This is a genomic window from Neobacillus niacini (assembly GCF_046591715.1).
Lineage (GTDB): Bacteria > Bacillota > Bacilli > Bacillales > Cytobacillaceae > Neobacillus > Neobacillus niacini_L.
On record NZ_JAWVNQ010000001.1, the window covers coordinates 904,312 to 926,611 of the forward strand.

21 protein-coding genes and 1 other annotated feature (1 of these 22 cut by a window edge) are annotated in these 22,300 nt (G+C 40.4%); of the genes, 17 read left to right on the top strand and 4 right to left on the bottom strand.

Annotated elements, in window-relative coordinates:
• Positions 1-152 (top strand) — a binding site (T-box leader); it begins 66 nt to the left of the window's first position.
• A 46-nt stretch (positions 153-198) separates the two neighbouring features.
• From proS to SFC47_RS04405, 3 genes are all read left to right on the top strand, one after another.
• Positions 199-1,629 carry a proline--tRNA ligase gene (proS, locus tag SFC47_RS04395; RefSeq protein ID WP_411253019.1) on the top strand — a complete coding sequence of 477 codons (1,431 nt, stop codon included), beginning with the start codon at positions 199-201 and terminating at the stop codon, positions 1,627-1,629.
• Positions 1,630-1,853: 224 nt separating this feature from the next.
• Positions 1,854-2,414 (top strand): GNAT family N-acetyltransferase, encoded by a 561-nt coding sequence (locus tag SFC47_RS04400; protein ID WP_411253020.1) that lies wholly within the window; start codon positions 1,854-1,856, stop codon positions 2,412-2,414.
• A gap of 183 nt (positions 2,415-2,597) precedes the next feature.
• Complete coding sequence (locus SFC47_RS04405; protein WP_411253021.1) at positions 2,598-4,676, top strand: helix-turn-helix domain-containing protein; 2,079 nt, start codon at positions 2,598-2,600, stop codon at positions 4,674-4,676.
• Positions 4,677-4,724: 48 nt separating this feature from the next.
• On the opposite strand, the gene SFC47_RS04410 is transcribed toward SFC47_RS04405, so the two are convergent.
• Positions 4,725-5,519, bottom strand: coding sequence for an SDR family NAD(P)-dependent oxidoreductase (locus SFC47_RS04410; protein WP_411253022.1), 795 nt, complete (start codon positions 5,517-5,519; stop codon positions 4,725-4,727).
• Positions 5,520-5,532: 13 nt separating this feature from the next.
• Positions 5,533-6,282, bottom strand: a complete 750-nt coding sequence (locus SFC47_RS04415; RefSeq protein ID WP_411253023.1) for an SDR family NAD(P)-dependent oxidoreductase — start codon at positions 6,280-6,282, stop codon at positions 5,533-5,535.
• Between the two features lie 226 nt (positions 6,283-6,508).
• Between SFC47_RS04415 and SFC47_RS04420 the strand changes: the two genes are divergently transcribed.
• Genes SFC47_RS04420 through SFC47_RS04445 form a run of 6 tightly spaced genes read left to right on the top strand, consistent with a single transcriptional unit; the run spans position 6,509 to position 11,400 of the window.
• Entirely contained in the window at positions 6,509-6,952 is a 444-nt protein-coding gene (locus SFC47_RS04420) for a MaoC family dehydratase N-terminal domain-containing protein (protein ID WP_411253024.1), read from the top strand.
• Positions 6,953-6,965: 13 nt separating this feature from the next.
• A complete protein-coding gene (locus SFC47_RS04425; RefSeq protein ID WP_411253025.1) occupies positions 6,966-7,385 on the top strand; it encodes a MaoC/PaaZ C-terminal domain-containing protein in 420 nt (139 codons plus the stop codon).
• A gap of 42 nt (positions 7,386-7,427) precedes the next feature.
• A complete protein-coding gene (locus tag SFC47_RS04430; protein WP_411253026.1) occupies positions 7,428-8,591 on the top strand; it encodes a thiolase C-terminal domain-containing protein in 1,164 nt (387 codons plus the stop codon).
• An 11-nt stretch (positions 8,592-8,602) separates the two neighbouring features.
• Positions 8,603-9,019 (top strand): Zn-ribbon domain-containing OB-fold protein, encoded by a 417-nt coding sequence (locus tag SFC47_RS04435; RefSeq protein WP_411253027.1) that lies wholly within the window; start codon positions 8,603-8,605, stop codon positions 9,017-9,019.
• 27 nt (positions 9,020-9,046) lie between these two features.
• On the top strand, positions 9,047-10,240 hold the full coding sequence (locus SFC47_RS04440) for an acyl-CoA dehydrogenase family protein (RefSeq protein ID WP_411253028.1): 1,194 nt from the start codon (positions 9,047-9,049) through the stop codon (positions 10,238-10,240).
• Positions 10,241-10,263: 23 nt separating this feature from the next.
• Positions 10,264-11,400 (top strand): acyl-CoA dehydrogenase family protein, encoded by a 1,137-nt coding sequence (locus SFC47_RS04445; protein WP_411253029.1) that lies wholly within the window; start codon positions 10,264-10,266, stop codon positions 11,398-11,400.
• Positions 11,401-11,575: 175 nt separating this feature from the next.
• Here SFC47_RS04445 and SFC47_RS04450 read toward each other — a convergent pair whose 3' ends face one another.
• Both SFC47_RS04450 and SFC47_RS04455 read right to left on the bottom strand, forming a co-directional pair.
• Positions 11,576-13,171, bottom strand: a complete 1,596-nt coding sequence (locus tag SFC47_RS04450) for an MFS transporter (RefSeq protein ID WP_411253030.1) — start codon at positions 13,169-13,171, stop codon at positions 11,576-11,578.
• 276 nt (positions 13,172-13,447) lie between these two features.
• Positions 13,448-14,065 carry a TetR/AcrR family transcriptional regulator gene (locus tag SFC47_RS04455; protein ID WP_411253031.1) on the bottom strand — a complete coding sequence of 206 codons (618 nt, stop codon included), beginning with the start codon at positions 14,063-14,065 and terminating at the stop codon, positions 13,448-13,450.
• Between the two features lie 177 nt (positions 14,066-14,242).
• On the opposite strand from SFC47_RS04455, the gene SFC47_RS04460 reads away from it, so the two are divergent.
• The 8 genes from SFC47_RS04460 (at position 14,243) to SFC47_RS04495 (ending at position 22,276) form a co-directional block, all read left to right on the top strand.
• Positions 14,243-15,814, top strand: a complete 1,572-nt coding sequence (locus tag SFC47_RS04460; RefSeq protein WP_411253032.1) for a class I adenylate-forming enzyme family protein — start codon at positions 14,243-14,245, stop codon at positions 15,812-15,814.
• 142 nt (positions 15,815-15,956) lie between these two features.
• Complete coding sequence (locus SFC47_RS04465) at positions 15,957-17,120, top strand: acyl-CoA dehydrogenase family protein (RefSeq protein ID WP_411253033.1); 1,164 nt, start codon at positions 15,957-15,959, stop codon at positions 17,118-17,120.
• Between the two features lie 64 nt (positions 17,121-17,184).
• Complete coding sequence (locus SFC47_RS04470; protein ID WP_411253034.1) at positions 17,185-17,700, top strand: MaoC family dehydratase; 516 nt, start codon at positions 17,185-17,187, stop codon at positions 17,698-17,700.
• Positions 17,701-17,708: 8 nt separating this feature from the next.
• Entirely contained in the window at positions 17,709-18,152 is a 444-nt protein-coding gene (locus SFC47_RS04475) for a hotdog family protein (protein WP_411253035.1), read from the top strand.
• A 5-nt stretch (positions 18,153-18,157) separates the two neighbouring features.
• Positions 18,158-19,321: a thiolase C-terminal domain-containing protein gene (locus SFC47_RS04480; RefSeq protein WP_411253036.1), complete on the top strand. Its 1,164-nt coding sequence runs from the start codon at positions 18,158-18,160 to the stop codon at positions 19,319-19,321.
• 5 nt (positions 19,322-19,326) lie between these two features.
• Positions 19,327-19,749: a Zn-ribbon domain-containing OB-fold protein gene (locus SFC47_RS04485; protein WP_411253037.1), complete on the top strand. Its 423-nt coding sequence runs from the start codon at positions 19,327-19,329 to the stop codon at positions 19,747-19,749.
• 16 nt (positions 19,750-19,765) lie between these two features.
• Complete coding sequence (locus SFC47_RS04490) at positions 19,766-20,941, top strand: acyl-CoA dehydrogenase family protein (RefSeq protein ID WP_411253038.1); 1,176 nt, start codon at positions 19,766-19,768, stop codon at positions 20,939-20,941.
• 132 nt (positions 20,942-21,073) lie between these two features.
• Positions 21,074-22,276, top strand: coding sequence for a CaiB/BaiF CoA transferase family protein (locus SFC47_RS04495; protein WP_411253039.1), 1,203 nt, complete (start codon positions 21,074-21,076; stop codon positions 22,274-22,276).
• The last annotated feature ends 24 nt before the right edge of the window (positions 22,277-22,300 follow it).

Below are 22,300 nucleotides of genomic sequence, written 5' to 3' on the forward strand. Positions count from 1 at the left end.
AGGTTTCTTAAGACAGACATTTGAACCTGCCTCGGAGTTCTGTATCGGATCATTTTTGAAGATACATGCGGATTAAATCCGTTATCATGTCGAGAGTATAAAGCATTTGCTTTATGAATTTAGGGTGGTATCGCCAGGTCTTGGTCCCTTTTTGGGGCCAGGGCCTTTTTATATTTAATAAAATAATGAGGTGTCAAAATGGCTAAGGAATTTGTAAAAGATGTTACCAGCATGGACGAGGATTTCGCCCAGTGGTATACCGATGTAGTAACAAAAGCTGATTTAATTGATTATTCAAGTGTACGCGGATCGATGATTATTCGACCTTATGGATATGCGCTTTGGGATAATATAAAAAATGAATTAGACCGCCGAATCAAAGAAACAGGGCATGAAAATGTCTATATGCCATTATTTATTCCTGAAAGCTTATTGCAAAAGGAAAAGGATCATGTTGAAGGCTTTGCGCCTGAAGTGGCATGGGTGACGCATGGCGGATCTGAGGAGCTTAGTGAACGCCTAGTTGTCCGTCCAACATCAGAGGTTCTTTTTTGCGAGCATTACAGCAACATCATTCATTCTTACAGGGACTTGCCAAAGCTTTATAATCAATGGGCAAACGTGGTCCGCTGGGAAAAAACTACTCGTCCATTCTTGCGGACATTAGAATTTCTTTGGCAGGAAGGTCATACAGCTCATGCGACGGATGAAGAAGCTATGGAAGAAACCATCAAAATGCTGAATGTGTATGCAGCGATTTGTGAAGAGATTCTTGCAATCCCTGTTGTGAAAGGTCAAAAGACCGAAAAAGAAAAATTTGCAGGAGCAAAAGCTACATTTACGATTGAAAGCTTAATGCATGATGGTAAAGCACTACAGTCCGGTACGTCCCACCATTTTGGTACTGGTTTTGCTGAGGCATTCAATATTCAATATACCGATAAAGAAGGAAAACTGCAGTATGTACACCAAACATCTTGGGGCTTTACAACTAGAATTATTGGTGCATTAATTATGGTACATGGTGACGACCGCGGCTTAGTTATTCCTCCAAAAGCGGCGCCAACTCAAGTGATGATTGTGCCAATCGCACAGCATAAAGAGGGAGTTCTTGATTTCGCTTATGATTTAAAGAAATCGTTATCCAATGTTGCTCGTGTAGACATCGATGCAAGTGATAAAAAGCCAGGCTGGAAATTCAATGAGTATGAAATGAAGGGAATCCCAGTTCGTTTAGAGGTTGGACCAAAGGATATTGAGAACAAGCAGGTTGTTTTAGTGAGAAGGGATACATTGGAAAAAGTATTTGTTCCTTTGTCTGAACTTGAAACAAAGCTTACGGAATTACTCGATGATATCCAATCTAATTTATATAATAAAGCTTTGAACCACCGTGAAGAAAGAACATCTGTAGCTGTAACGCTTCCTGAATTAAAGGAAAAGCTTGAGGCGAAACCAGGCTTTATTAAAGCTATGTGGTGCGGTGAATTAGCATGTGAGGAGAAAATCAAAGAAGAAACAACGGCCACTTCAAGATGTATCCCATTTGAACAAGAACAAGTTTCAAACACATGCGTATGCTGCGGTAAAGAAGCAGACAAAATGGTTTATTGGGCAAAAGCATACTAATACAGGTAAAGGCTCTTCCTTATTGGAGGAGTCTTTTCTTAAAATACTCTAGCCAAATGTGGTTGGGAATTGTGATTCTAGGCGGTAGATTGTGCCGCAATTTTGCTATTGGCGACACTTTGGGGAAGAATGCAGGGGAGATTGTGCCCCAAATTTGCAACTGAGCCATATTTCGGTCCCAATCCACGAAGCAGACTAATAAAAATCATAAAGGGGAAACCAAAATGAAACCAATTTTAAGAGAGTTTCCGGAGGAGTTTACTACAGAGAGATTATTAATACGTAAACCCTTGCCAGGTGATGGTAAAGCGGTATACGAAGCCATACAAGCATCACTCGATGAACTAAAGCCATGGATGCCATGGGCTCACTTGGACCAAACTGAGCTAGATGTAGAAGCAAATATCCGCGAAAGTTATGTGAAATTTCTCACCCGCGAGGATTTACGATTACTCGTTTTCAAAAAAGACACAGGTGAATTTATTGCATCTTCAGGGCTGCATCGAATTGATTGGAATGTTCCTAAGTTTGAGATTGGCTATTGGATTGATACTCGTCATTCCAGAAAGGGATACATGATGGAAGCGACGGCGGCAATTGCAAACTTTGCTTTCAATGAACTAAAAGCCATGCGGGTTGAGATCCGCTGCGACTCTAAAAATGTAAAAAGCCGGGCTATACCAGAAAAACTTGGTTTTACATTAGAAGGCGTATTAAAAAATAATAGTATCTCCGTTAAAGGTGTAGAACTCAGGGACACCTGCATTTTCGCAATGACAAAATAGAAAAAGTACCAATTCAATGGTGCTTTTTTTCTTGGAATGAGTAAACTGAATTTTAAGATAACTAACTTGATAAAATAATGTAGGATATTATATTATAATACTATGAATTATGTAAGTTTTTCTATTTATTAAATAAAAGGAGTGTGAACCTCTGTTTCACTACTATATTAGTAAGCAGGGAATATGTATAACCAAAAATTCTTCCAATCATTTTTATATCAAAAGGGTGTTAAAGGCCCATATCAGATTTGGATAACCACTCCGGAAATCCCCAATTTCATTCTTATTGATGAAAATGAGGAAAGAATTGGAGAATCTCCTGACCCAAACTTATTTTTTGAAGAACCCTATTTTCAAACTATTCAAAATGATAAAGTTTATCTATATTTCAAATATCCAGGTAATTACCAAATTGTCGTTTGCTTAAATGAGTCTATTGAAATCGAAGCTGACAATATTCAAATGATCTATCATTTACTTTACCCTTGTTATACACATTTTGCATTAAAAGCAAGTCAATATAAAATCGATAAAATTATTGAAAGTATCCTTCAAACGACATCGGTACTTGACTTAGAGGATTTATTTTCAACTATTCTTGCAAATACAATAGAGGTTATTCCTAATGCGGATTTAGGTACATTATGGTTTTATGATTCCGAACTTAATCGGGTTGTATGTAAGGCATCTGTTGGAAATGTAATACCTGGTATCCGAAAGATGCAGTTTGAAGCTAATGAAGGTTTTGTTGGTTATACATTTAAGTTAAGGACACCGAAATTATTTACTGACCTGCCAAAGCTTATGGATCAAGATACTTGGAGAACTTCACCTGAAAATAGCAAACATTGGGATTTTAACCTTGATTTCCCCAGAAATGTAAAATCCATGTTGACTGCTCCCATTATGGTTGGAGATCAGGTTGAATGTGTGTTGATTTTATGCCAGATAAAAACAAAAAGCTCATTAACAGAACAAGATTTACAATTACTTCAAGTCTTTACCTCGCAAATTGGCAATGCAATAAGGAATGCTCAACTTTTTACCCGCTTAAAAAAACAAAATGAGCTGCTAATTAAAAGGGATGATATACATTCCACGCTTACTAAACTTTCGCTTCAAAATATGGGAGTAAACAAAGTAATTCGTGAATTGACCCGAATGATTGAACTGCCTATCATATTCGTAGACTTGATAGAAAATGAGAGTATGCCTGAAACAAAAGGACTGCCAGATCATCAATCTTATAAAGAACTATACAATTACTTAAGCTCAATAGAAGAAAAATCCTGCTATGATGAGGTGAAATCTGAGCTCGGTAGTCATTATCTATACCCTATTCGCACGGGAAATGTCATTCTCGGCTGTTTAATTATCAAAGCAAAAAGACCGCTTGGCCAGCTCGACCATATTGCATTAGAGCAAGGCCATTCCATACTTGCACTAGAATTAGTTAAAAAACAAAATCTAGTAGAATTCTATTATAAAAAGAAGAGGGAATTATTTAATGAAATCCTTCAAACGAAAGACCCTGAACTACTGCAGTTAAGGGCAAGGGAACTAGGAATCAGAGAGCAATCAGATTCAGTCGCAGTTATTTTTCAGTTTTCTAATTTCAATGAGCCTCAGGTGCTTGAGGCACATGTTCATCGTCTGATTACACAAATAAAAACAGAACTATCAACCTATATTCAAACCGTGTTTGGCTATAACAATGAGATAACTTTACTCGTTCGTTTAACAAACTCCTCACAATTAGTTGCTTTTAAGAAAAAAGTTGAAAGATTGCTAGGGGATTGGTCAAAAAATAAGGGTATTTTATTATGTGTAGGGATGGGGGCACTTTATAATGGTATTCATTTAATTGAAAAATCATACAATGAAGCTAAAAATGCTCTTTCTTATATGACAACCAGGAAGTTGTCTGGATGTATACAATATTCAGAGATTGGTGTTAATCGCTTGTTCATTAACCAAAGTAGTGAGGAAATTCATCGTTTTTTGAAGGAAGTATTTGACCCTCTTCGTTCAACGCAAGGGATGAATAACACCTTAGAACAAACGTTATTGACCTACTTTGAGTGTAATCGTTCGGCAATTCAGACCGCTAAGAAAATGCATGTTCATATTAACACCCTTTATCAGCGGCTGAAAAAAATCGAAGAGACTCTTGAAATCTCATTTGAAAATCCAGAGAACGTACTTCGTCTTCAGCTTGCCTGCTACTTAAAGGAATCGTTTGCAATGATTGAAGTTAAATAAAAAATAACAAATAAAAAATAGGAGAAGGGGTTCCCTTCTCCTAAACTATTAGCCCATTATTGTACTTAAATCAGGTACAGATGGGTTTGCGATGTAATGGCCGCCTTCAACTTGTAAAGTTTGTCCAGTAATAAACTTTGATTCATCTGATGCTAAAAACAGAACAGTATTGGCAATATCTTCTGGTTCGCCATGATATGGTAATGAGTTATATTTCATAAATAAATCTAAAATACTTTCAGGCAAATTATTTCTTGCCGCAGGGGTTAAAATGAGTCCCGGAGCTACAGCATTACAGCGTATTTTTTGTTTTCCGTATTGTACAGCGATATATTTCGTTAAGTTTACAACGGCTGCTTTCGAAGCCCCATAGGCCGTGCGCACTGCATCCCCTGCAAAACCTGCCATTGAAGTGGTATTAATAATCGAGCCGCCGCCAGCCTTCACCATATAAGGAATTGCATATTTACAGCCAATAACCATACTTTTTACATTCACGTTCATCAACCGATCCCACTCATCTAAATCAAGATTGACAACATCTAGGTCTTTTTTCAAATCTGTTAGGCCGACATTGTTAAATAGAATATCGATTCTACCGAACGTTTCCACTGTTTTTTCAACTAACCCTTTAATAGATTCTTTACTTGAAGCATCTAAGAAAGTAGCAATTGCTTGACCGCCAAATCCCTCTATTTCTTTCGCTGCTAGTACAGCACCTTCTTGATTGAAATCTCCAATAACAACCTTTGCTCCTTCTTTTGCTAAAGCATAGGCTGTCGCTAAACCAATACCAGATGCTCCTCCGGTTACAATCGCTACTTTATTTTGGACGCGTGCCACTACATTTCCCCCTCTATCTTAATTTTTGAGCACCACCATCTAGCATCAAGGTTTGACCGGTCATGTAATCTGAATCCTCACTTGCTAAAAAGACCGCCGCACGGCCAATATCTTTTTCACAGTCGCCCAATCTCCTTAACGGGATTTTGTTAATCAAAATCTCATAGTCTTCTGGGAAGTGTTCCTTCCATTGTTGTACACCTGGCGAAGAGGCAATCGGACTAATACAATTAACATTGATGCCGTATACACCCCATTCATTCGCAGCGACCCTGGATATCCCTCGAATCGCCTCCTTTGCAGCAGCATATGAAGCCTGAGTTGGTAATCCTTCTAGTCCAGCTCCTGAAGCAAAGTTGATGACAGAGCCTTTCGTTTCTTTTAAATAAGGAAAACATTCTTGCATAAAGTAAAAGGTTGGATAAAAGCCAGTATTAAATGAAAGGGAAAGTTCTGCGTCAGTCGTTTCAGTAAATAAAACTTGTTTGGATACATGTGCATTATTTACTAAAATATCAATTTTGCCAAATAAGTTAACAACCTCATCAACTATTTTCTTTATTGTAGATCGAACCGAAATATCTCCATTAATAAACTTTGCGATGCCAACCTCTTGAAGCTCTATTTCTGTGGCTAATCCTTTTTCTTCATTAATGTCGACAATAACTACTTTTGCTCCTTCTTTCACCATTGCATGAGCAATACCTCTGCCAATACCAGATGCACCGCCAGTAATAATTGCTACCTTATTAGGTAATTTCATAAGACAACCAACCTTTCTACTCAGTAAATTCCTTTTAAAAATCATAGCATAGCTCCAAACTATCATTCGATGGAGGAGTTTCTATTAATAAAAAGATATTTATGTAAAATCGTACATTGAAACTCTATTTGTATATACCTAAAATTAGCAATATATAGAAAACTCAGCATGATTTACATAATAAGTAATGATTTTTAAGAATAATAGAGACTAGGAAGTGATACTAGTGGATTTAGACAAGAGCATTATTGGTATCAAAGGGGATGTATTCGTTTTTGAAGTGGAAAAACGACATATCCGCCAATTTGCAAATGCGATTGGAGACCAAAATCCTTTATATGTTGATCCGGAATATGCAGCTAATACGCGGTATGAAGGATTGATAGCGCCTCCGACCTTTCCGATTGCGATGAGTTCTGACAGTGGAGGCCTGCCTCTAAAACTTGATGAGCGGCGAATGCTGCATGGGGAACAGGAGTTTTTTTATTACCGGCCAATTCGTCCGGGAGACCGTCTGTATTGCCAGTTAAAGGTATCCGATCTATATGAAAAAGAAGGCAGAAGCGGTAAGATGCAGTTTTTAGCAATCGATACGGAAATGAAGGACGAATTGGGAGAATTAGTTGTCATAAGCCGTATGAACATTGTTTATCGTCCATTACCGAAATGAAAGGAGAATAATCATGGTGCTCGAATTTAAGGAACTAACACAAGGGCAGATGCTTGACCCATTGAAAAAGCCTCCTATTACGAAGGTTCAATTAGTAAAATACGCAGGGGCTTCAGGTGATTTCAATCCTTTACATACAGATGATGAATTTGCCAGAAGTATTGGAATGGATGGAGTGGTTGCCCACGGAATGCTGATAATGGGATTTTTAGGGGAATATGTGATGCAGCTTGCAGGAAAAACTGCTGAAACTGCACACTTTCGAATGCGATTTGGAGCAATGACTAGACCAGGGGACGAAATCACCTGTTCTGCCATTGTTGAAAAAGTATACGAAGAGGCTGGCGCCCAATATGTCAGTTTGTCATTAAAAGCAGCGAAATCACCAGAAGAAGTCGTTGGTTCTGGTCAAGCAACATTAAGATTTCTCTAAGTATGATTTTGTTCATCAATTATGAATAGGGAGGATTTACACATGGGGAATATATCTAATCGCTTTTGCATTGTAGGTGTAGGTGAAAGTGAACGATCAAAAAATTCTGGAAGGACTCCGCTGCATTTAGCCCTAGATGCTGCCCGTGCCGCGATTGCGGATGCTGGACTTGACGCAAGGGAAATCGATGGTTTCATGAGCTATTCGGAGAATGATTCATGTACATCACATCAGCTGGCAACTTATTTAGGTGTCCGGCCTAAGTATGTTAAGGATATCCAAGGCGGCGGAAGCAGTACAGAAATGTTAATTGGCGATGCGATTGGTTTAATTGAAGCAGGTATCGTAAATACAGTGTTAATTTACCGTGCCATGAATGGCCGTTCAGGAGTGAGAATGGGAGGCGGCGGCTGGGATGTCAATTTGCTGCAAACAGCGATTGATGGCGGCAGCTTTATTATACCTTATGGAGCGGGAGGGCCTAGTCAGTGGTTTGGGTTATTTGCCACTCGCCATATGCATGAAACAGGAATTACGAAAGAGCATCTTGGACATGTTTGTGTCAGCTTCTATGAACATGCCCAGCGCAATCCGAAGGCTTTTTTCCACGGGAAGCCATTAACAATGGAAGAATACTTAAATACCCCTGATTTAGTATATCCATTCAATCGACATGATTTCTGCCTTGAGTCGGATGAGGCAAATGCCATTATCGTTACTTCAGCAGAACGTGCGAAGGATTGTAAATCAAGACCTGTATATATCATGGGAATATCAGCCAGACAATGTCATCCACATACCCATTATTGGTCCGATTTATCCCAAGTAGCTTCTGATTATGTTGCACCTGAACTTTATAAGATGGCTGGTGTAAAACCAGCTGATATTCAGGTTGCCTCCATTTATGACTGTTACAGCTGGGTGGTGTTACGTCAGCTTGAGGCATATGGCTTTGCGCCTCGCGGTGAAGTCGGAGATTTTGTCGCCGAAGGAAACCTGAAAATGGGTGGAAAACTACCATCGAATACGGCTGGCGGGATGCTGTCAGAAGGATATACCCATGGAATGAACAATGTTCTTGAAATTGTCCGACAGGTTCGTCATGAATATAAAGGATCGGATCGCCAAGTCGAAAATTGCGAAGTCGGAATCTGTACAGGCTGGGCTGGACCAGATATTGCCGGAGCTATGATTCTAAGAAACTAGGAGGGATTACGATGAACTATCAAAAACCAATTCCACTAAAAACCCATGATAACCATCCTTATTGGGATGCTGCTGACCGCCATGAGCTTAGCCTGCAAAAATGTGAAAGCTGTGGGGAATATGCACATCCTCCTGGCCCAAGCTGCGCAAAGTGCGGCGGTACCGAGCTTAGTTGGGAAAACCTTGGCAGTGATGTTAAAGGAACTGTTTATTCTTATATTATTTCATATCGTCCGTTCTTACCTGGATTTCAGGACGATATTCCGCAAATCATTTCCATAGTTGAATTAGAAAAAGCACCAGCTGTAAAGATTATTGGCAATATTCTGGAATGTAAACCAGAGGAAGTTAAAATCGGTATGCCTGTTGAAATGGTTTGGGTTGATATAACGGAAGAAAGAGCGCTTCCACAATGGAAAATGATTTAAAAAATTATAAGAAAGGAGGATTTTACAATGGATTTTTCTTTTACAAAAAAAGAAGAAAAGTTTCGCAGTACATTAAGATCTTGGCTTGAGGAGAATTTGCCTGAAGGATGGCTGGAAGGAAAAAGAGAAGTTCTAAAAGAGGATGAAGAATATTCAGCATTTCTTAGAGGCTGGCAAAAAAAATTATATGAAGGGTGCTGGGCAGCGATTGCCTGGCCTGAAAAATACGGCGGCCGTAACGCAACATTAATGGAAGAAATTATTTATCAACAGGAAATGGTACGTGTTAAGGCCCCGGTACTAATTAATTATGTTGGAATTCACATGGTAGGTCCAACCCTAATTCAAATGGGGACAGAAGAGCAAAAACAAAAATATATCGAAAAAATGCTCACGGGTGAAGAGGTATGGTGCCAAGGGTATTCCGAGCCAAATGCCGGATCTGATTTATCAGCACTGCAAACAAGTGCCGTAAAGGATGGAGATCGCTGGATTATTAATGGTCAAAAGGTCTGGACAAGCTTTGGCCATTATGCAGACAAGTGTTTTCTCTTGGCCAGAACATCAAATCATGAGAAAAAAAACAAGGGAATTACCGTATTTCTTGTCGATATGCATCAACCAGGAGTTGAAACAAGGCCAATCATCCAAATGGATGGGGAGCATGATTTCAATGAAGTCTATTTCAATGATGCAATCGCTTATGATGCTGACATTGTTGGAGAGGTAGATGAAGGCTGGAAGGTTATGATTGCTCTCTTAATGCATGAACGGACAGGGATTGGCGGTCAACTTTTTACATTGGAACAGCAGTTTGATGAACTTGTTAAGCTGACGGGGGAAGTCCAGGAAAATGGACAGCCGCTAATAAAAGACCCGTTCGTGCGGCAAAAAATGGTTGACCTTTACACTCGTACACGTGGTTCACTATTAAACTATTACCGAAATCTAACATCTACATTAAAAAGAGGTTATCCTGGTGCAGAAGGGTCAATGGATAAGCTCCTTGTCAGTGAGTTGACTAAGGAAATGTTTGCTTATTCTGTTTCGCTCCAAGGACATCAAGGGGTTTTGTGGAAAGAGGATGCCTTAGTTGATAGTTTCTGGCAGGATAATTTTCTCTATTCATTTGGGATGACAATTGGCGGAGGAACAAGTGAGATTCAGAAAAATACGATTGCTGAAAGAATCCTTGGACTGCCAAAGGATATGGGACGTTAATCTATTAAGGAGGTGCTTAAAAAATGGATTTTTCATTAAGTCAAGAGCAGGAAATGTTTCGCAGTTCTGTTCGTAAATTTTTGGATGCAAATGGTCAAACCAATATCGCAAGGGAAGTAATAAAAAATAATTTCAAGCCGTACAAGAAAGCAATCACTGGACTTTCCGAACTTGGCTGTACAGGTATTACAATTTCCGAGAACTATGAGGGAGCGGAACTTGGTTCTCTCGATTTAGTTCCGGTTCTTGAGGAACTTGGACGCTCGCTATTGCCGGGTATTTACCTGGAGACGGTTACACTCGCTGTTCCTTTAATAGAAAAGTATGGTACGGATCAACAAAAACAAAAGTATTTGCCTCAAATTGCGTCCGGTTCTAGAACTATAACGCTCGCATGGTTAGAGCCAAAGAGAGGCTACAGCCCGGAAGATGTCTGTGTTACTGCGCAAATTAAAGACGAATCTATTGTAATAAACGGAGTCAAAGCATTAGTTCCCGAAGGCGAGACAGCTGATACGTTTATGGTACTTGTCCGTTCGGAAGAGGGAGAAAACGGTGAAGGAATTTCATTAGTATTGGTTGATCGGACAGAAAACCATCTAGATATTCGCAAACAAAAATGTTTAGATGAAACCTTACAGCTAGCAGAAATTACGTTTGAGAATATTACCGTTTCAAAAGACCAAGTGTTAGGCACTATCCATCAAGGGTGGTCAGTTGTTCAAGAAGGCTTGCTTCATGTAAATGCTGCTCTTTGCTCGGTGATGGTCGGGGGAATGGACCGACTTGTTGAGATGACTGCTGAATATGCAAATATTCGTGTTCAATTTGGGCAGCCAATTGGGCGTTTCCAAGCGATAAAACACCGGATTGCGGATATGAAAACAGATTTGGAAACAGCTCGTTCCTTAAGTTATTATGCAAACTGGGCTCTTGAAAGTAATGCGTCTGACAGGGAAGCAGCTATCTTTAGCGCTCGTGCATTTATCAGCGAAGCCTATATTCGTAATGCCTCACATAGCATCCAAATTCATGGAGGGATTGGTTTTACAGAAGAACTAGATTGCCAGCTCTATTTAAAACGAGCTCGTTACTATGAAAGTTACCTCGGCAGCCCGCGCGAATATCGTGAAAAAGCAGCTTGTGCGTTGGATTGGTAAGACTTCTATTGTAAGCGTCAAATAACCCCGCCTAAAAAAGAAGGGGAACTATTTGACGCTTATCTTCTATTACTCTACAAAAAATCTTCACCTTACAAAACGATTTCAGAATAAATAAAAACAGCCCGAGTCTTTTTTATCAAGGACTCGGGCTGTTTAGAGTTATGTTTTTTACTTATAAAGCCTCTGGTTCTACAGTGCTGGCTGTTTTTAAATCCTTTGGTTTCGTTCCAGCCTTTTTATTTGGAATGAGAAGGCTGAGTATAATGGAGAGGACAAAGATCCCAATCGTAATGAATGATATGATCTGTAAGGCATTGGTAAAGCCTTCTGAATTTGCTGAAGCCATTAAATCCTCAAACTTAATTCCCAGCGATTGCAGTTCAATTGATAGACCTTCATCCATTTGCTCTCCCCTGGTAACTCCTGCTTGTTCAACTGCTGCCATGAGACTAGAATTAACACCAGCCTGTTCAGCCTCGTTAATGAGAGCAGATTGTGTAAAGCTAGTAGTCAAGGTTGTAAATATAACGATACCAGCAACCTGACCTAATGGAGCGCCAAAGTCCCGGATGAATTGAAATAAAGAGGAACCTGCTGCATATTTCTCAGCTGCCATTGCACCTAGAGCATACTTGATAATAACTGGAGTAACCGCTCCCTGTGCAAATCCAAAGAAGAACGTTAAAACGAAAATGAAATTAAATGCTGTTCCTGCATTAACTGAGAAAGCATTAATAATTAATGTAATGACTGGCAGAGAAAGGATAGAGATTAAAAGCTTCTTTCCGTTAAACTTGTCGGCCATTTTACCGTAGATTAAATTTCCAAAGAATCCTGCGCCATAAATAGCCATGTAAAACAATCCCGTTTGCGACACATCTCCACCAGGTCTTGTTGTAAGGAAAAAGTTCATAGCATAAATGAATAGTTGGTAGCCAGCGACGATTACTAAATTGGTCACTACAACAACGGCGAATAATCGATTTTTTAATAAAGAAAGCTCAATTAGTGGATTTGCTTTACGGTTTTGAGTAGCCCATAAAAGAACGGCTGCCAAAACTCCTCCTCCAAGTGTTCCCAATGTTATTGCCGAACCAATGCCATAGGTTCTTACAAATGTCGAAACAAGCAGGAGACAGCCTGTAGTAATGATGATTAAGATTGTTCCAACAAGATCAAAAGATTTGCTTTTTTCACCCTTTGATTCTGGAACCAGCATTAATACTACGAAAAATCCGATTGCCGTTAAACCCCCGCTAACCCAGTAAACAATGGGCCATCCATATATTCCGATTAAATAACCTGCTATCACAGCCCCGGTTGTAGAGGCTAATGCTTGGAAACCTGAAAATATTCCGGCAGCCATCCCTCGTTTCTCTGGGGGGAAAAGGACTCCAATGTAAGAAAGAGCCACCGGTAAGATACAAGCCACTGATAAGCCTTGTACTACCCGTGCGACAAGCAGGAAGGAAAAGGTTGGGCTTAATGCTGCTGCGACCTCAGAAATTGTGAAAAGTACCATACCGAAAAGAATTACTCTTTTCCTCCCAATACTGTCTGCTATTCTTCCTGCAAGGGGATAGAAAGCCGTTGATGTAATATAAAAGGAAAGAATAATCAAACCAGCCAGGAAAGAAGGAACTCCAAAATGCTGAGCGATGAGCGGGACCGCCGGGGCTTGAAATACCATTGCTTCAATACATATAAACGCCCCAAATACTAGAGCAATGAACTGAGTCCATTGTTTTCTTGTTACAGTAGCTTCCATTAATAATTCCCCCAATATAGTATCATTTGATCATCTTGCGCATACATAAAAGCGCTTTCAAAAAATGTTCTTAGCAGTCCCAATACCCCTCCTTTTACATGGATATATTCACGAGATAAAAAAGAAGATTCAGACTATTCTGTTTACCGATTATAAATATGATTGGTTTGATTATCAATCATTAAAATCATGAAAAATGTTGCTTAATCAGTAAAAATGCTGAAAATATATAAAAAAGGAAAAATAAACAACACATTTAGACATTTTGTCTGTTAACTAATTAGCTATTGGAAAAAAATATGGAATGTATGGTTTCATGGTAAATATTTTGGTGAGTTCTTTAGCAATAAAATCAGTGGAATACTTCATATCAGTTACGACTAGCCAGTGATAGACAAAACCAACCACTACTGAAGTTAAATAGCAGGCAAAAAATCCTTTATTAATAATTAGTTGATCCTCGTATTCGGGCTTGTTTTCAATTTCCTTTTTATAAAACTTGTACAATGTATCAGAAATCCGCTGTGACAACTGCGGTACACGTTGATTGTTCAGCATCGTTTTGAAATAGTCTGCATTGTCTTCCACATATGTAAAGAGCTGAATGGTTGCATGTGTGGGACGGCAATATTCATTTAGCTTTGTCTGGTCGATTGTACAGGGCACTTGCATGCTTTTGACTAATCCTTCAATTAATTCATCGATGATGCATGATAACAAATCATCTTTGTCCCGAAAATGGGCGTAAAATGTAGAACGATTTAAGTCCGAACGATTGATGATATCAGTTATTGAAATCGCAGTAAATTCTTTTTCAGTTATTAAAGAAATTAGAGCATCTTTAAGCATTTGTCTTGTCCGCAAAATTCTTCGATCTACTTTTTTAGTCTTCATAATCTTCTCCCCTTAACGAAAATTTTAGGAAAATCTTACCTTTTTTGTCCAAGTGTCAGAAAATTTTATTTTTTATATTGCGTTTATAGCAATTATAGATTATCATAAACGCAATAGCAACGATGAATTCAGAAAATTGAAATAAGTATTTTTAAATAAATTGGAGGTGGACATAGATTGAATGCATACTTGTTGTTAAATATTGCCGGCAGTATAATTCCCGAACAGGAAATTATTACCTTTGGGGAACAACGGCAGACGTACAGTCAACTAGTGGATAGTACCGGCCGCCTTGCATCGGCACTTGCTTCAAAAGGTGTAGGTAATGGTGATCGTGTTGGGATTATCGCAACTAATTGCCCAGAAATGATTGAAGCATTTTTTGCTGCATTTCAACTAGGAGCGACAATTGTACCAATCAATTATCGGGCAAAAGCTGAAGAGCTGGCGTTTATGATGAAGGACGCCGGAGTAAAGCTTATACTGGTCGAACACCGCTATGCTGATTTAATAGCTCCATTATTACCTGCAAGCGGGATAGAATCTGCGATATGTATTGGAGGCTTTCACCCGATTGGTCCGAATTATGAGGAAGTTAAACGAAGTGTAACACAGCCATTACTAGATTTTGCCGATGTAGATGCTAATGATTTGGCCATTCTTTTATATACAAGTGGAACCACTAGTAGACCAAAGGGTGTCATGCTTACATATGGCCAGTTAACCACTTATGTAATGGGCCATTCAGAGGCAGCCGATGGCACACCTAAAGGCTCATCGATCATTTGTATACCTAGCTATCACGTGGCTGGTGCTACTAGTATTTGTAACTCCATATATTGCGGTAGGCGTTTAGTCTTATTACGTCAATTTGAGGCTGGGGAGTGGCTGCAGGTCTTGCAGAAGGAAAGGGCAACACATGCATTTTTGGTTCCTACTATGCTCAAGTGGGTAATGGATCACCCGGATTTTCCATCAACAGATCTCAGCTCACTTGAGAGTCTATCATATGGAGCAGCACCAATGCCTTTTCCGGTTATTCGAAGTGCGATTGAGTTATTCCCGCCGACCACCAATTTTGCTAACGCATTTGGTATGACGGAAACCACCTCTACTGTCAGTGTACTAGGACCTGATGATCACAAGCTGACTGGTACACCTGAGGAAGTAGAGAAAAAGATTCGACGTCTGTCCTCGGTTGGAAAACCTCTCCCTGGGGTTGACATTATGATTCTAGATGAAGACAATCAACCGATGATAAACAATAAAATCGGGAATATATACATCCGTACAAAGAGAGCGATGAAAGGGTATTGGAACCGCCCTGATGCTAATAATGAAACGCTAGTTAATGGTTGGATTAACACGAAGGATATGGGGTGGTTAGATGAAGATGGGTACTTATTCTTAAGCGGCCGCAGTTCAGATATGATTATTCGAGGCGGAGAAAACATTTCACCGAACGAAATTGAGGATGTAATCCTAGAACACCCAAAAGTAGCCGATGTTGCAGTCATTGGTGTCCCAAGCTTGGAATGGGGGGAAGAGGTTGCGGCCGTAATCGTTGCCAAAAATCCTGAGGAACCGCCTGGTGCAATAGAACTTACTTCATTTTGTCGAGACCGGTTAGCCAGCTTTAAGCGCCCATCTATCATTAACTTCGTCCATGAACTCCCAAGAACATCATCGGGTAAGATTCTTAAAAGAGATCTTAAAGAGCAATTTTTCAGCAATCCAATCAACAATTGAAGTAATCTCTAAAAAATCTGTATTCAAAACAGGGAAGCTTGAGCTGGAATAATTTCCTTAATGGAAATTTCTCGTCTAGTCATCTATTAATCTATCACCCTGTATTGTATAAAACTTAAAAACTAGTAATGAGGTGATAAAGTTGCGTTTTGATTTAACGGAAGAACAGCGACAGTTAAAAGAAGAAATCCGCTCGTATTTAGACAGTCACATCACACCGGAACTTTTAGATGAGTTAAAAGAAAACCACGATGGAGGTCCATTATGGCGGCAATACATTCGAGAACTTGGTGAGGACGGCTGGCTCGGCATTGGCTGGCCAGTTGAGTATGGCGGGCAGGGAAGAACTCCACTAGAACAATATATATTCTTGGAGGAAATAGAACGCACAGGTGTGAATATCCCATTTATTACCCTAGAGACAGTTGGGCCAACTTTGATGAAACTTGGAACAGAGGAGCAGAAAAATTACTTTTTACCGAAAATCCTTAAAGGTGAAGTAGAGATTGCTGTTGGCTACTCTGAACCACAGGCAGGTACGGATCTTGCTTCCTTGCAGACAAGAGCGATAAGAGACGGCGACTCTTATGTTATTAATGGGCAGAAAGTTTTTACTACGAATGCCCATATGGCAGATTACATCTGGCTGGCGGCACGTACAGATCCTGATGCTCCCAAGCATAAAGGGATATCTATCTTTTTGGTCCCTACCAACCTCCCAGGATTTTCTGTAACCCCGATGAATTTGATAGGAGAAAGATCGAACGTCTCATACTATGATAACGTTCGGGTTCCTCTCGGTGCACTCGTCGGTGAGGAAAACAAAGGATGGGAATATATTACAACACAGTTATCGTTAGAACGGCTGATGTTGTCAACATATGCAAGAATGGAGCGTATGGTTGAGGAAACGATTGAGTGGGCAAGTGAAACCGAATTTGATGGTGTTCGAGTTATCGATCAGCATTCGGTGTGTGATAGTCTTGCTGAATTAACTGTGCAAATTGAGGTGCTTAGGCTCCTTAATTACCGTGCTGCATGGGCTCATTCCAATGAAAAATCAGCACCTTTCCGTCCTTCAATGAACAAAGTATTTGCAGCAGAGCTAAACCAAAAGGTGTTTGACACTTGTATGCAAATTATGGGTATGTTTGGACAGATTGAGACGGGTTCAGAATGGGCAGTTGCCGATGGATACGGACAAAAGAATGCAAAGAGTCGTCTCGTATACCTATTTGGCGGTGGAGCCAATGATGTTCAGCGTGACCTTGTTGCCCGATTTGGTCTTGGATTACCAAAGAGCTAATCTCTTTTTGTAAGCGCTGGCATTAATTTTTTACCGATGGATGAAGTGAAGGAGGAAGAATGGGATGGCTTTAACGGAAGAAAAAATAAAGGAATTTGTCGGAGTAGATTCTGATCTTATTGAGGGGCCAGATAAGGTCTGTAAACAGATGATTAGACATTGGTGTGAGGTTATGGAGGATGCAAATCCATTGTATCAAGACGAAGAATATGCGAAAGCCTCAAAATACGGCGGTATTATTGCCCCTCCGATGCAGGTCCAAGTTTATACGATGAGTCCACTGTGGCCAACGGGAAATAGAGAACCAAGTTCAATGGAACTTCTCGTTGCGGAGTTGGCTGAACAGGGATATACGTCAATTGTGGCAACCGAACAAGGTCAGGAGTATTTTGCGCCAATGAAGCCTGGCGACCAGATTAACTACACCATTTCAGTCGATAAAATATCCCCTGAAAAGCAAACGGTTCGAGGCCCTGGTTACTTTGTTACCTTCCTATACAAGTTTTTTAATCAGCGGGAAGAACTCGTATGTAAACAAACCTTTACGATATTGGCTTATAATGCCATTTCTAAAGAATAGGAGGAATAATGATGAACATTACAAGTCCAGTTTCAATTACTTGGGATGATGTAGAAGTTGGCTATGAGCTGCCTGCAGGCGAGCGTGAAATTACAGCTGCACTCGTTGTCGGCGGAGCGATCTCAGCAACTCATGATTATGCTGAGGTACACCATGATTATCATGCAGCCCGTAAAGCGGGTGCCGATAATGTATTTATGAACATTCTTACTACTAATGGATTAATTGGAAAATATCTTACTGATTGGTCCGGACCAACTGGTGAAATCAAGAGTATTACCCTAAGATTGGCTGTTCCTAATTACCCTGGTGATCGAATGACCATCACCGGAAGTGTGACACAAAAATATGAGTCAAATGGACAGAGCTTGGTTGAAATCGAGTTTACTGGAAGAAATTCACTTGGCAACCATGCAGCTGGCAAAGCTGTCGTAGCCCTTACTAGGAGGTAAGATTGATGGAAAATATCCGTGATAAAACAGCAATAGTAGGAATCGGTCAGACCGAATTTAGCCGCAACTGCGGGCGAACAGAACTTCACATGGCGCTAGAAGCTATTTTAGCTGCTGTTGAGGATGCTGGCCTTAAAGTAGAGGATATCGACGGAATGATCAATTACACGCTAGATTCAGCAGAACAAGTTGAGATTGTTCGGGCGTTAGGTATTCCAAATCTCAGTTTCTTTAGTAAAATCCCCTACGGGGGTGGCGCAAGCTGCGGAACAATCGCACACGCTGTAGCCGCTGTATCATCAGGTATGGCAAATTATGTTGTTTGTGTACGTTCAATCAGAGATGCATCCGGTCCCGTAACTTATGGTGATTTTGAAGAAACAAGAGTCCGTGATACCTATTATGGCATGTATTTCCCTTATGGTTTACTTACCCCGGTATCTTGGGTGGCTATGTTCGCCCAGCGCTATATTCATAAATATGGTGTTAAGGATGGTCAATTAGGCTGGGTACCGCTAGTAAATCGTGAGAATGCGAATCGAAATCCTAATGCAATGTTTTATGATAGACCGTTGTCAATGGAAGAATATCTAGATTCTCCATTAAATGTTGCTCCATTACGAAGACATGACTGTTGCCTAAGTACAGATGGTGCAGTTGCTATGATTGTTACAACGGCTGAACGTGCTAAGCATTTAAAACAGCGTCCTGCGTATATTTCTGGTGCAATTCAGGGAATGTCTACAAACGGCGAACAGATGACTAGTTATTATCGTGAAGATATCGCACGTCTGCCTGAGGTAGAGGAATATGGCAAAAAACTGTTTAAGATGGCCGGTGTAACTCCGAAAGACATTGACGTAGCACAGTTTTACGATGCCTTTAGTCCGCTGGTTCCAATGCAATTAGAAGCACTCGGTTTTGTTGAAAAAGGTGAGGGAGTACCTTATTGTGAGGGCGGCAATCGAATCCGTCCAGGGGGTGAGCTGCCAATCAATACCTCTGGCGGTTTAATGTCTGAAGGTTATCTTCATGGAATGAACCTTATTACGGAAGGGGTTCGCCAAGTTCGTGGAACTTCCACGACACAAATAGAAGATGTTGAACATGTATTAGTAACGGGTGGTTTAGGTGTTCCAACAAGTGGACTTATTTTAAGAAGGAGGTAAATAATATGGTACGTTATAATCCTGATTTTCCAGTTTCCAAACCTCTGCAGAATGAAGATACGAGGGAGTTTTGGTCACATCTTCAAGAAACAAAGAAGCTTCATTTCCAAAGGTGCAAGCATTGCCAATCCTATATGCATCCACCCCGCCCCGTTTGTTACAAATGTCATAAATTTGATATGGAGTGGGTTCCGTCCTCTGGAAAAGGAACCATTTATAGTTATGTTGTCTATCATCGTTCCACCTTTCCAAGGTTTGAAGTACCATATGAAGTTATTCTCGTAGAGTTAGAGGAAGGTGTTCGTATTGTTTCAAATATGATAGATTGTGATCCAGATGAAATTTATATTGGAATGCCCGTTGAAGTGGTGGTAGACCAGGTGTCGGAAGAGGTAGCGCTGCCGAAATTCAAGCGGCGAGACACATGAAAAGGAGTGTGAAAACATGGAATTCGCTTTAACCCAAATACAAGAAGAGTTCAAAAGTATGGCCCATAAATTTTTCAAAGAAAAGTGTTCCGTTCAGGAATTGAGAAAATTTGAAACGAGCGAAGATAGCTACTCACCTGCCTTTTATAAGGAAATTGCTGATTTGGGGTTTCTGGGGTTAATTATTCCTGAAGAATATGGCGGTACTGGCGGCAGTTTAATGGATTTGGCCTTAGTGGCAGAGGAAGCTGGGTGGGCGTCACTCCCTGCTCCCTTTCTATCAACGATCGCCTATGGTGTTATCCCGCTGCTAGAGAGTGGATCAAAGGCACAAAAGGAAGAGTTGTTACCGCAGATCGCCGAGGGGGAACTTATTTTTTCTGGAGCCTTTTCAGAGCCACAGTCACATTATGATTTAAGGTACGTAACTGCCACTGCACCAAAGAAGGATGACGAATATTCCCTTTCTGGGAAAAAGCTGTTTGTCCCTTTTGCAAAGTCAGCTGATTACCTGCTAACGTTAGCCAGAACTTCTAGTAATCGAGAAGGTACTAGTGAGGGATTAACTCTTTTTCTAGTTAAAAGCGGTCAACCGGGAACTCGTTCCATTCCGTTGCCTTCCATAGGGCCGGACCGGCTATATGAAGTGGAGTTTCAAAATGTATCGCTTTCAGATGAGAGTGTACTAGGTGATGTAAACAACGGATGGTCTTTAACACAAAAGACAATCCAGATGGCTGCTGCCATCCAATGTGTAGAAATGGCTGGGGTGCTAAGAAGAGCATTAGAGGTAACGAATGAGTATGTAAAAGAACGTAAACAGTTCAATCGTGCAATTGGCTCTTACCAGTCTGTTCAACACCGGTTATCAGATATGTTCACAATTGTTGAAGGAGGACGATTGGCTGCATACCAAGCTATTTGGCGGTTAGAGAAAGGATTGCCGGCAGAAAAAGAATTGGCGATTGCTAAGGCATGGCTCTGCAAGGAAGGGCAAAACGTATTAATTGGGGCACACCAATTGCATGGGGGAATGGGGATTGATCTAGATTATCCATTACAATTCTGCTTCCGCCGATTCAAGAGTATGCAGTTGAATCTCGGAACAGCACCTGTGCATTTAAAGAAAATCAGTCAATCAATTGGAAGACAAAAGATTACCGTGAGCGATTCATTAGCTGTTCGTGCTTAATCCTAGAGTAAAAAATACTTAAGGGAAATTTCATAAAACCTTTCGGGGGCCATCTGCACTCACCTAATACGGAATGTCCCCTTTTTTATATGATTGCTTTCTAATTTTAACAAATGAATGAGGGGTGAAAAAATGAAAGGGCAAGCTTTAAATGGACTTAAGGTAATTGATCTATCGTGGCATATTGCAGGACCGTATTGTACGAAGCTAATGGCTGACTTAGGTGCACAGGTAATAAAAATTGAACGTCCCGAACTAGGTGACCCTTCAAGACAGGAAGGACCATTTCCTAATGACAAACCTAATTTAAATGCAAGTGCTCTTTACGGTTACTTGAACAACAATAAACAAGGAATTACTCTTAATCTAAAAACAGAACGTGGACTGGAAATCATAAAGAAACTCATTTGCGATGCGGATATATTAGTTGAAAACTTTAGTCCAAAGGTTATGACTGGACTAGGCTTAGGTTATGAGGAACTAAAGAAAATCAATCCACGCTTGGTTATGACCTCCATTTCTAATTTTGGTCAAACGGGTAAATACCGGGATTACGAGGCAACAGAACTGATTACTCAAGCCATGAGCGGATTTATAAGTTCTATTGGTGAGCCGGAAAGAGAGCCTCTAAGAGCTGGCGGTGCATTGAGGATGATGGAATACATCACCGGCGCATTTGCTGCTATGTCTACAATGGCTGCTGTAGCTGATAGAAGGAGGTCGGGTGAGGGAAAACATGTGGATGTATCGATAACCGAATGCGGATTATTGCAAAGATCCTATCCAACTGTCCAGAATTCTTTTCCGACCAGCCCCTCTAAGCATACGCAGCGATATGTAATGATGCCGAGTATAGAGAAATGCAAGGACGGTTATATCGGCATTAATCTTCTAACGGGGAAGCATTGGCAGGACTTTTGTTTGATGACGGAGATGTATGATTGGATTGATGACCCAAGATTCACAACCTTATTTTATCGATTACAGCATAAGGAAATTTTTCGGGAGAGATTCGATAAGTGGCTGATGCAGCATACAAGGGAAGAAATTATCCAACTTGGCGCAGAATGGCGAGTCCCAGTTAACCCTGTTCCAACCTTTGAAGAAATGATTAGCTTTCCACAGTATAAAGAACGAGAATTTTTCGTTGAGGTTGACCATCCAGTGATGGGAAAAGTATTACAGCCTGGCGCTCCGTTTCATATGTCAGAAACACCATGGAAGATTAATAGTCCAGCTCCTTTGTTAGGAGAACACAATTCACGGGTCTTGGGTGATGAACTGGGAATTTCGGAAACAGAGCTTCAGATACTGCAGGCTGAAAGAGTTATTTAGGTTTATACATTCGATAAAAAAGGG